The sequence below is a fragment of the Amycolatopsis sp. GM8 genome, from assembly GCF_021653975.1.
Taxonomy (GTDB): Bacteria; Actinomycetota; Actinomycetes; order Mycobacteriales; family Pseudonocardiaceae; genus Amycolatopsis_E.
In genome coordinates this window covers 1,332,125-1,345,246 of the sequence record NZ_JAJKFK010000001.1, presented here as the reverse complement: position 1 = coordinate 1,345,246, position 13,122 = coordinate 1,332,125, and the positions used below count along the sequence as shown (strand labels likewise).

The 13,122-nt window shown below is 69.2% G+C and carries 14 protein-coding genes; 11 read left to right on the top strand and 3 right to left on the bottom strand.

Annotation, left to right across the window (positions count from 1 at the left end; translation table 11 throughout):
* Positions 1–66 precede the first annotated feature (66 nt).
* Positions 67–1,083 (top strand): ABC transporter permease, encoded by a 1,017-nt coding sequence (locus tag LOZ83_RS06405; protein WP_236789241.1) that lies wholly within the window; start codon positions 67–69, stop codon positions 1,081–1,083.
* A 1-nt stretch (position 1,084) separates the two neighbouring features.
* Positions 1,085–2,014, top strand: coding sequence for an ABC transporter permease (locus LOZ83_RS06400; protein WP_236789240.1), 930 nt, complete (start codon positions 1,085–1,087; stop codon positions 2,012–2,014).
* 542 nt (positions 2,015–2,556) lie between these two features.
* Here LOZ83_RS06400 and LOZ83_RS06395 read toward each other — a convergent pair.
* Positions 2,557–4,338, bottom strand: coding sequence for an ABC transporter ATP-binding protein (locus LOZ83_RS06395; RefSeq protein WP_236789239.1), 1,782 nt, complete (start codon positions 4,336–4,338; stop codon positions 2,557–2,559).
* A gap of 111 nt (positions 4,339–4,449) precedes the next feature.
* Here LOZ83_RS06395 and mshB point away from each other — a divergent pair, with 111 nt between their 5' ends.
* Genes mshB through LOZ83_RS06380 form a run of 3 tightly spaced genes read left to right on the top strand, consistent with a single transcriptional unit; the run spans position 4,450 to position 6,243 of the window.
* The gene (mshB, locus tag LOZ83_RS06390; RefSeq protein WP_374202627.1) at positions 4,450–5,199 is read left to right on the top strand and encodes an N-acetyl-1-D-myo-inositol-2-amino-2-deoxy-alpha-D-glucopyranoside deacetylase; all 750 of its coding nucleotides are present in this window, start codon (positions 4,450–4,452) and stop codon (positions 5,197–5,199) included.
* Positions 5,196–5,549 (top strand): hypothetical protein, encoded by a 354-nt coding sequence (locus tag LOZ83_RS06385; protein ID WP_236789237.1) that lies wholly within the window; start codon positions 5,196–5,198, stop codon positions 5,547–5,549. The genes mshB and LOZ83_RS06385 overlap by 4 nt, the downstream gene beginning before the upstream one ends.
* A 1-nt stretch (position 5,550) precedes the next feature.
* Positions 5,551–6,243 (top strand): hypothetical protein, encoded by a 693-nt coding sequence (locus LOZ83_RS06380; protein WP_236789236.1) that lies wholly within the window; start codon positions 5,551–5,553, stop codon positions 6,241–6,243.
* On the opposite strand, the gene LOZ83_RS06375 is transcribed toward LOZ83_RS06380, so the two are convergent.
* Positions 6,224–6,991, bottom strand: a complete 768-nt coding sequence (locus LOZ83_RS06375) for a site-2 protease family protein (RefSeq protein ID WP_236789235.1) — start codon at positions 6,989–6,991, stop codon at positions 6,224–6,226. The genes LOZ83_RS06380 and LOZ83_RS06375 overlap by 20 nt on opposite strands.
* A 248-nt stretch (positions 6,992–7,239) precedes the next feature.
* On the opposite strand from LOZ83_RS06375, the gene LOZ83_RS06370 reads away from it, so the two are divergent.
* Complete coding sequence (locus tag LOZ83_RS06370) at positions 7,240–7,524, top strand: WhiB family transcriptional regulator (RefSeq protein WP_374202636.1); 285 nt, start codon at positions 7,240–7,242, stop codon at positions 7,522–7,524.
* Between the two features lie 134 nt (positions 7,525–7,658).
* Positions 7,659–9,503 carry a hypothetical protein gene (locus tag LOZ83_RS06365; RefSeq protein ID WP_308190190.1) on the top strand — a complete coding sequence of 615 codons (1,845 nt, stop codon included), beginning with the start codon at positions 7,659–7,661 and terminating at the stop codon, positions 9,501–9,503.
* Here the strand turns inward: LOZ83_RS06365 and LOZ83_RS06360 are convergent.
* Positions 9,487–9,954 (bottom strand): metallopeptidase family protein, encoded by a 468-nt coding sequence (locus tag LOZ83_RS06360; protein ID WP_236789234.1) that lies wholly within the window; start codon positions 9,952–9,954, stop codon positions 9,487–9,489. The two genes, LOZ83_RS06365 and LOZ83_RS06360, sit on opposite strands and share 17 nt — an antisense overlap.
* Before the next feature lie 73 nt (positions 9,955–10,027).
* Here LOZ83_RS06360 and LOZ83_RS06355 point away from each other — a divergent pair, with 73 nt between their 5' ends.
* From LOZ83_RS06355 to LOZ83_RS06340, 4 genes are read left to right on the top strand one after another with little or no spacing between them, the layout of a single operon-like run.
* Positions 10,028–10,384, top strand: a complete 357-nt coding sequence (locus LOZ83_RS06355) for a DUF3499 domain-containing protein (RefSeq protein ID WP_236789233.1) — start codon at positions 10,028–10,030, stop codon at positions 10,382–10,384.
* A 56-nt stretch (positions 10,385–10,440) separates the two neighbouring features.
* Positions 10,441–11,796 (top strand): phosphomannomutase/phosphoglucomutase, encoded by a 1,356-nt coding sequence (locus tag LOZ83_RS06350; RefSeq protein WP_236789232.1) that lies wholly within the window; start codon positions 10,441–10,443, stop codon positions 11,794–11,796.
* Positions 11,797–11,824: 28 nt separating this feature from the next.
* Positions 11,825–12,043: a Trm112 family protein gene (locus LOZ83_RS06345; RefSeq protein ID WP_236789231.1), complete on the top strand. Its 219-nt coding sequence runs from the start codon at positions 11,825–11,827 to the stop codon at positions 12,041–12,043.
* Positions 12,027–13,121 (top strand): hypothetical protein, encoded by a 1,095-nt coding sequence (locus LOZ83_RS06340; RefSeq protein ID WP_374202626.1) that lies wholly within the window; start codon positions 12,027–12,029, stop codon positions 13,119–13,121. The genes LOZ83_RS06345 and LOZ83_RS06340 overlap by 17 nt, the downstream gene beginning before the upstream one ends.
* The last annotated feature ends 1 nt before the right edge of the window (position 13,122 follow it).

The following is a 13,122-nucleotide window of genomic DNA, read 5'->3' as shown; positions in this document are numbered from 1 at the left end:
CCCAGTACGGTGGACACCGGGCGCGGCTGCATACTTCCGGCCAGGCCCGGATGAGGAGCTATCTCGTTGAATCTGGTTATCTATATTCTTCGCCGGCTGGCGATTTCGATCCCCGTCCTGTTCGTCGGGACCTTCCTGGTGTTCATCATGATCTCGGCGGCCGGGGATCCGCTGGCGGAACTGCGGGGCCGGCCGAACATCAATCCCGAGGCGATCGCCCAGACCGCGCAACAGCTCGGTTTGGACATGCCGATCATTCCGCGCTATTTCCATTGGCTGGGGAACTTCCTCACCGGTGACTGGGGCGTCTCGGTCGCGCAGGGCAACGCCATGCAGCCGGTGTTCCCGAAGGTGATGGGCGCTTTCGACGTCACGATCAAGCTGGTGGTCGGCGCCGAGATCCTCGCGCTGATCGTCGGCGTCGCGGTGGGTGTGCTGGCGGCGGTCAAGCAGTACTCGATCGTCGACTACCTCGCCACCACGCTGGCTTTCTTCCTGTTCTCGATGCCGATCTTCTGTGTCGCCGTGGTCCTGAAGACCTATGCGATCCAGGTCAACGGCTGGGTGCGAGATCTGGGGCTCACGGACTGGCTGGGTAATCCCTGGCTCAGAACGACGAGCCCGGAGAATCTCCATTCCACCGGGTTCGGCGATTTCCTGGCGAAATACTCGGGCGCCTATCTGCTGCCCACATTGTCGATCATGGCGATCAGTTTCGCCGCGTACAGCCGGTTCCAGCGTGCGTCGATGCTGGAGACGCTGAACCAGGACTATGTGCGCACCGCCCGGGCGAAGGGTATTTCGGGTTCTCGCGTCGTTTTCCGGCACGCGTTCCGTAACGCGCTGATTCCGGTCGCCACGCTCTTCTCGGTGAACTTCGGCCAGGTGCTGACCGGTGCGATCATCACCGAGACCGTATTCAACTGGCACGGGATGGGGACACTGCTCGTCGATTCCGTGAATCACCTCGATCCCAGCACACTGATGGGCTGGCTGGTGGTCGTCGCCGTGCTGGTGGTGGTCGCCAACCTCATCGCAGACCTGCTGTACGGCATCATGGACCCGAGGATTCGCGTTGGCTGACATGAACTCTCTGGTTGCCGGCGAGGCGGCTTCGGCCGCTCAACGCGAAGGCACCCTGCCCCCGGAGGCACTTCCGGAACCCGTGAGCCAGGGCCGGCTGGTCCTGCGAAAGTTCCTGCGGCACAAGCTCGCCATGGTCTCCACGGTGGTGCTGCTGCTCGTCGTGCTGGTCGCGGTGATCCTGCCGATCTTCTGGATGCACAAGTACGAGGACGCGAGCTTCCCGTCGTTCGCCAGGCCGAGCAGTGACTTCCCGCTCGGTACCACCCAGGTCGGCAAGGACATGGTGTCGCAGGTCCTGCGCGGCACGCAGTTCTCGCTGCTGATCGCCGTTGTGGTGTCGATCGTCGGCACGTTCATCGGCGTCGTGTTCGGCTCGGTTGCCGGTTATCTGCGCGGTTTCACGGATTCCGCGTTGTCCCGGCTGACCGACCTGTTCCTGATCATCCCGCAGATCGCGGCCGCCGCGATCCTGGCGAAGGTGTTCGGGCACGGCAGCTGGTTCGTGGTCGCGCTCGTGCTGGCCCTGTTCGCCTGGATGCCGATCGCCCGTATCACCCGGGCCGAGGCGATGGCGTTGTCTCAACGCGAGTTCGTCGAGGCCGCACGGGCCGCGGGCGGTGGAACCGGACGGATCATCTTCAAGCACCTGATCCCCAACATGGTCGGCAGCATCACGGTGAACGCGACCCTGGCCGTCGCGCAGGCGGTGCTCGTCGAGGCCGCACTGAGCTTCATCGGCCTCGGCGTCCAGCCGCCGGACACGTCACTGGGCCGGATCATCCTGGAAAACTACGCACAGGTCCAGACCCGCCCCTGGCTGTTCTTCGGCCCGTTCGTCGTCCTGGTGCTGATCTCGCTGTCGATCAACTTCATCGGTGACGGTCTACGTGACGCCTTCGACCCAAGGCAACGCCGCATGAAGGCCTGAATCTCAAAACCGCCACCCGGCAACGAAACCAAGCCCCGCCACCGCCCACACCCTCCCCCACCCCGATCCCAAGCGGCCCTTGCGTGCAGACGGGGTTGTCAAGGTATTCTTTCCAGCCTTGACAACCCCGTCTGCACGCGAACACTCAAAGATCGGGGCGGGGGAGGGCCTGCGCTGGGTCGAGGGCGCCTTGCGCCCGGTCCCGCTGGGTCCGGCAGGGCACCCGGGCAAGTCTAAAGATCAAAGATCAAAAGAATGCCTCGCCGGCGGGCAGGCTCCAGGATGACTGAGCCCCAACGGGATCTCACCTTCGCGAGGTGGTCGGGGTTGGGTTGTCATCCCGTCGCCTGCGGTTTCGAGTATCACTTTTCCTCAGGGCCGCAAGCTTTGGTCTTTCGGCTGCGCGTTCCGGCGTAGGTTGCGGCCCTGACGAAAAGTGATCGTTCCTGTTTCAGGCGACGGGATGACAACCCAAAGCCCTTGGGTTCAAAGAAAAGTGCCCCTCCCGTTTGTGCGTGGGAGGGGCACCTTTGGTTAGTTGGTCAGTCGGCTGCTACTGGGGCTAGTTTGCCGGCTTCCCAGGCTGCCCTGCGTTCCGCTTGGAGTACCGGGTCGGCCACGGGGGCGGCCGACAGGAGGCGCTTCGTGTACTCCTGCTGGGGGTTGTGCAGCACCTGGTCACGTACGCCGACCTCGACGAGCTTCCCGCGCTGCATCACGGCGACCCGGTCGGCCAGGAGGTCGACCACGGCCAGGTCGTGGCTGATGAACAGGCACGCGAAGCCCAGCGTCTGCTGCAGGCCCACGAACAGGTCCAGCACCCGCGCCTGTACCGAGACGTCGAGCGCCGAGGTGGGCTCGTCCGCGATCAGGAGTTGCGGGTCGAGTGAGAGGGCCCGGGCGATCGAGACACGTTGACGCTGACCGCCGGAAAGCTCGTGCGGGTACCGGTTTCGATAGTGCCCGGAAAGCTCGACCTTGTCCAAAAGCGACACTACGCGATCGTTGAGTTCCTTGCCGGCGAACATCTTGTGCAGCACCATCGGCTCGGCGATCGACTCGCCGATGGTCATTTTCGGGTCCAGGGTGGACGCCGGGTCCTGGAAAACAATGGAAAAGTACCGGCGCAGCGGGCGCAGTTCCTTTGTGGACAGTTTTGTGATGTCGCGGCCCGCGATGGAAACCGTGCCCTCGGTGGGCTTCAGCAACCGGATCGCGCAGCGGCCCACAGTGGACTTGCCGGAACCCGACTCGCCCACCAAGCCTACGATTTCACCCTTGTTGATGTGCAGGGAAACCCCGTCAACCGCCCGGTTCTTCTGCTGGCCACGCCGGCCGGGGAACTCCAGCACCAGGTCCTTGATCTCCAGCGCGGGCGCGTCGCTCTCGATCTGGGACTGCAACTCGGCATCGGTGATCCGGATTTCCTCCGCGACCTTCGCCGCCTCTTCGGCGTCCATTTCGAGCGGCGCGTCGTCCAGCAGGCGGCGGCCCGCCGGACGCTGCCCCAGCACCGGCACCGCGGCCAGCAGGCGGCGGGTGTAGTCCTCCTTGGGCGAGGCGAACAGCTCGTGCACCGGAGCCTGCTCGACGATCTCGCCCTGGTACATCACCACGACCCGGTCCGCGAGGTCGGCGACGACACCCATGTCGTGGGTGATCAGCACGATCGCGGTGTTCAGCGTGTCCCGCAGCTTGCGCAGCAGGCCGAGGATCTCCGCCTGCACGGTCACATCGAGCGCGGTGGTCGGCTCGTCGGCGATGATCACCTTCGGGTCGCAGGCGATCGCCATCGCGATCACCACGCGCTGCCGCAGACCACCGGAGAGCTGGTGCGGGTACTGCCGGAACCGCTCCGGCGGGTTCGGGATGCCGACCATTTCCAGCAATTCGATCGCCCGCCGGTCGGCGGCTTCGCGCGACAGGTCCCGGTGCGCCCGCAGCGCTTCCCGGATCTGCCAGCCCACCGTGTACACGGGGTTCAGCGCGCTCATCGGCTCCTGGAAGATCATCGCGATGTCGTTGCCGCGGACCTTCCGCATGTCCTTGTCCTTCAGGCCCGCCAGTTCGCGGTCCTCCAGGCGCAGATCACCCTCGATCTTGGTGGTCTTGGGCAGCAGGCCGAGCACCGACATCGACGTCACGGACTTGCCCGAACCGGACTCACCGACGACGGCGACGATCTCTCCGGGGCTGACGTCGAAGCCGATGCCCTTGACCGCCTCGACGATGCCGTCCTCGGTGCTGAAAGTGATCTTGAGGTCGGCAATGGACAGGACGGAGCCCGAGGCGGCCAGCCTCGCCGTCGTCGCTTCTGTGCTCACCAACTGGCCCTTCGTGAGGGGAAAACGTTCCACGCTGTTCAGCGCAACTTCGCGCGAGGATATCCGAGGATGCATCGACGGAGGTCGGGGCAGGGTAAATATTCTGAATCGGTGAGCCGCCGATTATTGCTGGTCCATGCCCATCCCGACGACGAAACCATCACCACGGGCGGCACCATGGCCCGCTACGCCGCCGACGGCGCCGAGGTGGTGCTGGTGACCTGCACGCTCGGCGAGGAAGGCGAGATCATCCCGCCGGAACTCGCCGGCCTCGGCTCCTGGGCGGCCGACCAGCTGGGCGGCTACCGCTCGGGCGAACTCTCCGCCGCCCTACGCGCACTCGGCGTCACCGGACACCGGTTCCTCGGCGGAATCGGCGGCTGGCGTGATTCAGGCATGGCCGGTACCCCGGCCGCCGAGCACCCCCGCGCGTTCGCCACCGGCCCGCTGGACAAGCAGGTGCGGCAGCTGCGGGCGATCGTCGACGAGGTCCGGCCGGACGTCCTGGTCACGTACAACGCCTTCGGTGGCTACGGCCACCCCGACCACATCCGTGCGCACGAGATCACGATGGCCGTCGCGGACGCGGCGCGGCGCGTCTTCCACATTGCCTCGGGCGGAGGTGCGCTGCTCCCGCCCGAGGCGCCGGCCACGGAGATCACCACGACCATCGACATCCGCCCTTACCTGGCGGCGAAGATCGCGGCCCTGCGCGCCCACGCGACGCAGGTGACGGTCAACCCGCCGGAGTTCGCACTGTCCAACGGGGTGCCGCAGCCCATCGCCGACGGCGAGTACTACACACTGGTCCGCGGCCCCCGCCAGGGCGCCGAGACGGACCTGTTCGGAGGGCTGGCATGACCCGCAACGGCCTGCTGGTGCTGCTGCTGGTCGACACCATCCTGCTGGCCATACTCGAACTGTTCTTCCTCCCGCTGCGCGCGGGCACGGTGCCGATCCCGGTCACTGTGCTGGTCGCGATCTTCACCACCCCACTGCTGGTCGTGCAGGCGAGCAAGCTCGTCCATCGGAGGGCGGCGTTTGCCCCGCTGGCCCTGTGGGTAGTGACGATCGTGGTTCTGGGCCTGATGGGGCCGGGCGGGGATCTCGTGCTGGTGCAGGACTGGCGGGCGCTGCTGCTGATCGCGGGTGGGGCGCTGCCCGCGGCGTTCGCGCTCGGCGGGTCGCTGGCGATTCCAGGGAGGAAGTGACGTGGCGGAAGCCATCTCCGACCGGCAGGTCGTGCAGGTGCTGCGCCCTTTCGTGCGCGCGGCGCGGCCGGTGGTCGGCGCGATGCGCACGCCGGGCCGGCTCGAAGGCATGGCCAACATGAAGGTGCCCGGCTCGGCGGCGTGGGTGGCGATGACCCCCGAGCAGCGCACGGACTGGTGGATCAACCGCGTCGGGCGGCTCACCGCGCTGGTGACCGCGATCCCCGGGCTCGGCGGCGTGCTCGCCGACCGGCTGCCGGTGCAGGACGCGCTCGGCGCCAGTGCCCAGGTGTTGTTGCTGTGCGCGATCGCGGATGAACACGGCATCGACGAGATCGGCGAGCGGGTGCGGCTGATCGGCTGGGTGCTGTTCCGGCGCGACCTCGATCCGTCGTTGGCCGCCGGCAAGGATGCCGCCGAGGAAGCCGAAGCGGCGGAACTGGCCGGCGAGTTCGGTGAGCAGCAAAATCGCAAGATCACCCTGAAGAGTGCGGCGGGCACGCTCTGGCGCATGGGCCGCTCGCTGCTGGCCATCTCGGGTGAGTTGGAGAAGCGCCCGCGTGGCCGCTTCTACCAGCGCGCGGTCGGCATGCTCCCGCTCGTCGGCATGGCGGGCGACTACTGGGCCGAGCGCACCGGCCTGCGAAGCGTCGCGAAGCGAGCGAGCAAGTGGCTCAGTGCCGCCAGAACATGAAGGTGATCTGGCCGAGGTAGGCGGCGTCGCGGCTGCCGCCGATGGCTTCGTAGACGAAGCTGGACAAGTCCTGGAAGGCACCGCCGACGGTCGGCACCGCGAACAGCAGCGCGAACAGCGCCAGCGGCGCCCAAGGCCGCACCTTCGCGGCGAACTCGCGGGTCTGCGGCGACAGGTACGGCTCGATCGCACCGAACCCGTCCAGGCCCGGCACCGGCAGGATGTTCAGCACGAACGCGAAGACCTGCAGCAGGGCCAGGTAGGACAGGCCGATCGCGAGCCCGACGGTCATCGGGATGTAGGCCACCGCGAGCGTCAGCAGTACCCCGAACAGCAGGTTGCTCAGCGGCCCTGCCAGCGACACCCAGGTCGACACCGCCCGCGAGCGCAGCGCCCAGCGGTTGATCCACACCGCGCCGCCGGGCAGCGGGATGCCGCCGATCGCCAGCAGGATCAGCGGCAACACCAGCGAGAGCACGGGGTCGGTGTAGTGGCGGACATCGAGGTTCAGGTAACCCTTGCTCGCGACGGACGTGTCACCACCCTTGTAGGCGACGAACGCGTGCCCGAACTCGTGCAGTGTCAGCGACACCGCCCAGCCCGCCACCACCAGGATGAAAACGCCGGCGATCAACATCGGATCGCGGGTGGTCTCCGGGTTGCTGAAGGCCGCCAGCAGCCCACCGACGACGGCGAGCGCGAGGATGCCGAAAAAGACAGGGCTGGGTCTGACCGCTGATCGCTGCACGCCCCCAGTCTGTCGTATCCGTCCGGGTCGCCGTCGGCGTGTCCCCTTGCGCTCAAGGGCATCGGGGTCCCCCAAACTCGGTACTTCGCTTGACCTGGCCGCATTACACGGGTGTAATCACATTGCTGTCATTCGACGCGCGAAGGGGGCGTCGGGTGCGGCTTCAACACCGCCAGCCTGGGGAGTGCGTGGAAGCAGAGGAGGCGGAAGTGCGGTTGGAAGCAGATGGAAGGGAATGGGGGCAGGTCGTGGAGTGGGGAGCGAGCCCGGACAGCGAACTGGGGGAGCTCGCCGACATCTTCGATCCCGCCGAGCCACCGGAGTGGCAGGACCGCGCGCTGTGCGCGCAGACCGATCCGGAGGCGTTTTTCCCCGAGAAGGGCGGATCGACCCGCGAAGCCAAGCGGATCTGTCAGGGCTGCGAAGTGAAGGGTGAGTGCCTCGAGTACGCCCTGGCCCATGACGAACGCTTCGGCATCTGGGGCGGACTGTCCGAACGGGAGCGTCGGAAACTCAAGAAACGCGCTGTCTAGAAGTACTTTCCCGTCAGGCACCCGCTAAGGTGGCCGCCTTGCGGGAAAGTACGACACGGGGAGCGGCGTTGGCAGGGGACCGGTCCGGGCACATCTTGGGCCGGAGGTTCGTGCCGCCGGTCAGCCTTTTCCTTGTGCTCACAGCGATAGGGCTGGGTGTCAACGGTTCCCGGCTCGGTCTGGATCTCGCCGGCGGGCGGCTGTTGCCCGTGGGCTCGCTGAGCGAAGTCTGGTCGACGTATCTCGCGGGCTGGCACCAAACCGGTGGTGGCACTGCGAGTGCGGCACCAGCGTCACTCGCGATTCTCGGTGTCGCCGGGGCGATCTTCACCCCGCTCGGCGGACCGCACGCGCTCGTGGCGGTCCTGCTCATCGGGGACGCGCCGCTCGCCGGACTTTCCGCGTACGCGGCCACCCGTCGGCTGCCCGCAACGCGGTGGGCTCGCGCCGCGGTCGCCGCGGCCTACGCGTTGTTGCCGGCGGCCACCGCGTCGGTCGCGCAGGGACGGCTGGACGTCGTCGCGGTGCACATCGTGTTGCCGCTGGTGATCTCCGGCATCGCCGGGTTGCTGGCCCGCACCGGCGCGGGCTGGCTGCCCGCGTCGTCGATCTGCGCGGTGGGTGTCGCCGTGCTCGGCGCGTTTTCCCCGCTGGCACAAGGACTCGCGTTGCTCGGGCTGGTCGCCGGGTTCGTGGTTTTGCCGCCAGGCAAGAGTTTGCTCAAGCGGATCGCGTCCGTCGTGATCGTCGTGGTGCTGCCGCTCGTGCTCCTGTTGCCATGGCCCACCGTGCTGGCCGGCCAGCCGGCGCTGTTCCTGCACGGGCTCAGCGGACCGGCGCCCGCCCCGCCCGCCGCGGATCTGGTCGGGCTCGACCCGGCCGGCGCCGGAGCCTGGCCGATCGGGGTCGCGGTGCTCGTGGCGGCCATCTTCGCGCTCGCGGCCCGGCCGCGGGCACTGATGAGCCCTGGGCTCGGAGTGCTCGTGCTCGGCGCGTGCGGACTGGCCGTGGTGCTGCTCGTGCCGGTGAGCCCGCTGCAGGGCGGCGCGCCTTCGGTGGGCTTCACGGGGGTGCCGCTGCTGGTCATCAGCGCCGGGCTGCTGTGGATCATCCTCACCGCGTTCCAGCGCGGCACGTCCGTCGCGGTCCTGCCGAAGCTCGCCGCAGTCGGTGCCGTGGTCGTGTTGCTTGCTCTCGGGACGGGCGCGGTGCTCGCGGGCCGGGGCGGGCCGCTGCGGTCCGGCGGCGACCAGCTGGCGCAGGCGCAGGCGGACGAGCTGGCGCGCGCGGGCCGGTCGGTGCTGGTCGTCGGTTCGGGTGACCTGCCCACCCGGCAGGCCGGCGGGCGGCTGCCGGAGTACGGCGATGATCAGCTTGCGCTGACAGCGAACACGCCCGACCGGCTCACCGGCTGGCAGAGCGCTCTGCTGCAGCCTTCGTCAGGTGCCACCCGGGCCGCACTGTCGGCCGCGACCGCGTCCGGCGCGCTGTTCGTCGTACTACCGCCCGATGCGGACCCCGGCCCGATCGTCACGCTGGCCCCGGACCTCGCCGTCGCCGTCCAGCCGACCACCGGCGGCCGGCCGGTGCTGCGGCTGCTCGCGCCGTCCGGCCAGGTGGTGCTCGTGCCGCCGGGCATCGCGAAACAGGCCGTCACGTCGTCGGCGCCGTCCAGCTGGTCGGGGGTGACTCCGGTGGACGCCGCGTTGCCCGACGTGCGGGTGCGGGTGTCGGAGGGCATCGCCGGGCGGTTGCTCGTGCTGTCGGCCGAGCAGGAGGCGGGCTGGCAGGCCACCGTCGACGGCAGGCCGGAGCCGATCGTGCCGGCGTGGGGGCACCAGGTGGCGGTCGCGCTCCCGGAGGCGTCCTCGGAGGTCAGCATCGAGCACCCGTCGACGGTGCGGGATGTGCTGCTGCTGGTCCAGGTCGCGGCGGTGTTGTTCGCCGCGATGACCTCGGTCCCTACTCGCCTTCGATGACGTCCGGTTCGACGCCGAGGTAGCCCGCGATCTGCTCGACCAGCACGTCGTGCACCAGTTCGGCCAGCTCGCCGGGATCCTTCGCGCGGGCTTCCAGCGGCCGCCGGTACAGCACGACGCGGGCCCGCGTCGGCAGCCCGGTGCGGTCCATCCCGGCCGGGACCAGGCGTGACAGCGGCACCGAACCGTCGTGCAGCACACCCTCGGCCTGCGCCGCCGGGCCGGCCCCGCGCACCTCCGGCACGTCGTCCACCGCGACGTCGAGCTTGGTCAGCTGGTCACGCCAGCGCGCCTCGATCGGCTCGAGCGAATCCAGCACGAGCTGGTCGAACTTCTCCGCCCGGCTCGACGCGGCCGGCAGCGACGCCGGGTACAGCGGACCGCGCAGGCCACGACCGTGGCGGTCGCGACGGACGCGCCGCTGCTGCCGGGAACTGCGAGCGGTGGACACAGAGGAAGGTTACAGCGCCTCAACCGGTGTGCCTGCGCACAGTTGCCGTCGGCAGGCAGTATCGTCCATGTTCGTGTCGAGCGTACGAAAGTGTTCGCGGACGGGGTGCCTCCAACCCGCTGTCGCCACGCTGACCTACGCCTACAGCGATTCGACCGCGGTGGTCGGTCCCCTCGCGACGGCGTCGGAGCCGCATTCCTATGACCTGTGCGAAGAGCACGCGCTGCGGCTGACCGTGCCCAAGGGCTGGGAAGTCGTGCGGCACGAGGGCTCGTTCGGCGAACCGGACCGGTCCGACGACGAGCTCACCGCGCTCGCCGAAGCGGTCCGCGAAGCCGGTCGCCCGGACCGCCCGGCCCCGCCGCCGGAGCCCGAAGGCACCTCCGGCCGTCGTGGGCATCTCCGCGTGCTGCCCGATCCGATCTCCTGACCTCCCCCGGTACGCTTTCCGGCATCCGATTCAGTCGAACTGCCGGGGAGAAGCGCGTGTCAGACCTGTCGGCCATCGTCAAGGCCTATGACATCCGGGGAGTTGTCGGCGAGCAGTTGAACGCCGGCCTGGTGCGTGACTTCGGCGCCGCGTTCGCCTTGCTGGTCAAACCCGAGTCCCCGGCGGTCGTCATCGGCCACGACATGCGCGAGTCCTCGCCCGAGCTGGCCCGCGCGTTCGCCGACGGCGTGACCTCGCAGGGGCTCGACGTCGTGTCGATCGGCTTGGCGAGCACCGACCAGCTGTACTTCGCGTCCGGCTCGCTCAACCTCGCCGGTGCCATGTTCACCGCGAGCCACAACCCCGCCCGCTACAACGGCATCAAGATGTGTCGCCCCGGCGCCGCGCCCGTCGGCCAGGACTCCGGGCTCGCCGAGATCCGCGACACCGTCGACGAGGGCGTCCCCGCCTTCGACGGCCAGCCCGGCAGCATCACCGAGCGCGACGTGCTCGCGGACTACGCCGCGTACCTGCGCGGCCTGGTCGACCTGTTGGGCAGCCGCCCGCTGAAGATCGTCGTCGACGCCGGCAACGGCATGGGCGGGCACACGGTGCCGACCGTGTTCGAGGGGCTGCCGATCGACATCGTGCCGATGTACTTCGAGCTGGACGGCAGCTTCCCCAACCACGAGGCCAACCCGCTGGACCCCAAGAACCTCGTCGACCTGCAGGCGAAGGTGCGCGAGGCTGGCGCGGACGCGGGCCTGGCCTTCGACGGGGACGCCGACCGCTGCTTCGTCGTCGACGAGCGGGGCGAACCGGTTTCGCCGAGCGCGATCACGGCATTGGTCGCGGTCCGCGAGCTGGCCAAGGAGCCGGGCGCGACGATCATCCACAACCTGATCACGTCGCACGCGGTGCCCGAGATCGTCACCGAGCACGGCGGGAAACCGGTGCGCACGCGCGTCGGGCACTCGTTCATCAAGCAGGAGATGGCCCGCACCGGCGCGATCTTCGGCGGCGAGCACTCGGCGCACTACTACTTCCGCGACTTCTGGCGCGCCGACACCGGCATGCTCGCCGCGCTGCATGTGCTCGCCGCGCTCGGCGAGCAGGACGGCCCGCTGTCGGAGCTGACCCGCGAATACCAGCGGTACGCGGCGTCCGGCGAGGTCAACTCGACGGTCGACGACCAGGTGGCCCGCCAGCTCGCGGTGAAGGACGCGTTCAGCGGCCGGCCGGGGGTGACGATCGACGAGCTGGACGGCCTCACCGTGCAGCTGGGCGACGGCGCGTGGTTCAACCTGCGCCCGTCCAACACCGAGCCGCTGCTGCGGCTCAACGTCGAAGCCCCCAACCAGGACGCCGTGCGCGCGCTGACCGACGAAGTGCTGGCGATCGTCCGTGGTTGACCGCCGGAACGCGTGGTAAGGAGAAGGTATGGCTTTCACGCTTGATGCCCAGTTGCTGGAGATTCTCGCGTGCCCGTCCCCGGACCACGCCCCGCTGCGTCCCGGCACCCCGGGCGACCCGGCCGCGGACGCGCTGACCTGCACGTCGTGCGGCCGGATCTTCCCGGTGCGCGACGGCATCCCGGTGCTGCTGCTCGACGAGGCCACCGAACCGGACTCCAGTGGTGCCAGTGTCAGCGGTGCTTGACGACACGCTCCTGGACGACCCCGCACGGCTGGCGGAGGCCGATTCGGCGGGGCTGCTGCGGGCCGCGGCGATGGCGGGCGCGCAGGTCCGCTCCACCACCGAGCGCGCGGTGGAGGTCCAGCTGGCCGACCGGCTCGACCTCGGCCGGCCGCGGGCGCTCGTGCTCATCGTCCGGCCCGGCGTCGGCCGCGCGCTGACGAAACTGCTGGCGGCGCTGCTCGCGCCGTCCTGCCCGGTGCCGGTGGTGGTGACCGACGCGGTGCCGAGCTGGATCGGCGCGCTGGACGTGGTTTTCGCGCACACCGACGACCCGGCCGACCGGGAACTGGCCGCGGGTATCGAACGGGCCAGCCGGTACGGCGCGACCGTGGTGCTGTCGGCGCCGGACGAGGGCCCGGTCGCGGCGTCGGTCGCGGGCAAGGGCCTGCTGCTCTCGCCCCGGATCCCGGTGCCGCCCGAGCTCACCTTCGCCCGCGGGCTGGCCGCCGGGCTGCTCACGGCCAACGCGCTCGGCCTGCTGGTCGCGGACGTCGAGGCGCTCGCCGACCAACTGGACGGCGAGGCCGAGCGCGGGCATCTCGGCCGTGACTCGTTCTCGAACCCGGCGAAGGCGCTCGCGCTGCGGCTGGCCGACCGGGTGCCGATGCTGTGGGGTCTCGATCCGCTCGCGATCGCCCTCGCGGAGCACGGCGCCTACGAGCTCGGCGCCTACGCGGGCATGGTCTGCGACGCGGCGGACTACCGCCAGGCGCTCGCCCGGCCAGCGCTGCGCCGGATGGTGCTCGCGAACTCCGGTGAGCAGGACCTGTTCGCCGATCCCGATTTCGATGACATGGGCCTGAAACCACGGGTCCTGTTGCTGGCCGTGCACAGCGGACCCACCGCGGACGCGGCCCGGTACGAGGCCTCGAATACCCTTCCCGGGGCCGGAATCATCGCCCCCGGCGACGAGATTTCCGGTGACGAACCTGTTCGTGCCGGAGTGCTCGCGCTACGGTTCGAGCTCGCCGCGGTCTATCTGGGGCTTGCGGCGGGGAGTATGGGGGGAGCCGGCCAGTACGCGCCGGCCACGGCGTAGC

Bases quoted from the DNA above. Each gene is read 5' to 3' on its own strand.
- LOZ83_RS06385 (WP_236789237.1), top strand. From the start codon at position 5,196: ATGACCCGCAACGGCCTGCTGGTGCTGCTGCTGGTCGACACCATCCTG.
- LOZ83_RS06400 (WP_236789240.1), top strand. From the start codon at position 1,085: ATGAACTCTCTGGTTGCCGGCGAGGCGGCTTCGGCCGCTCAACGCGAA.
- LOZ83_RS06345 (WP_236789231.1), top strand. From the start codon at position 11,825: ATGGCTTTCACGCTTGATGCCCAGTTGCTGGAGATTCTCGCGTGCCCG.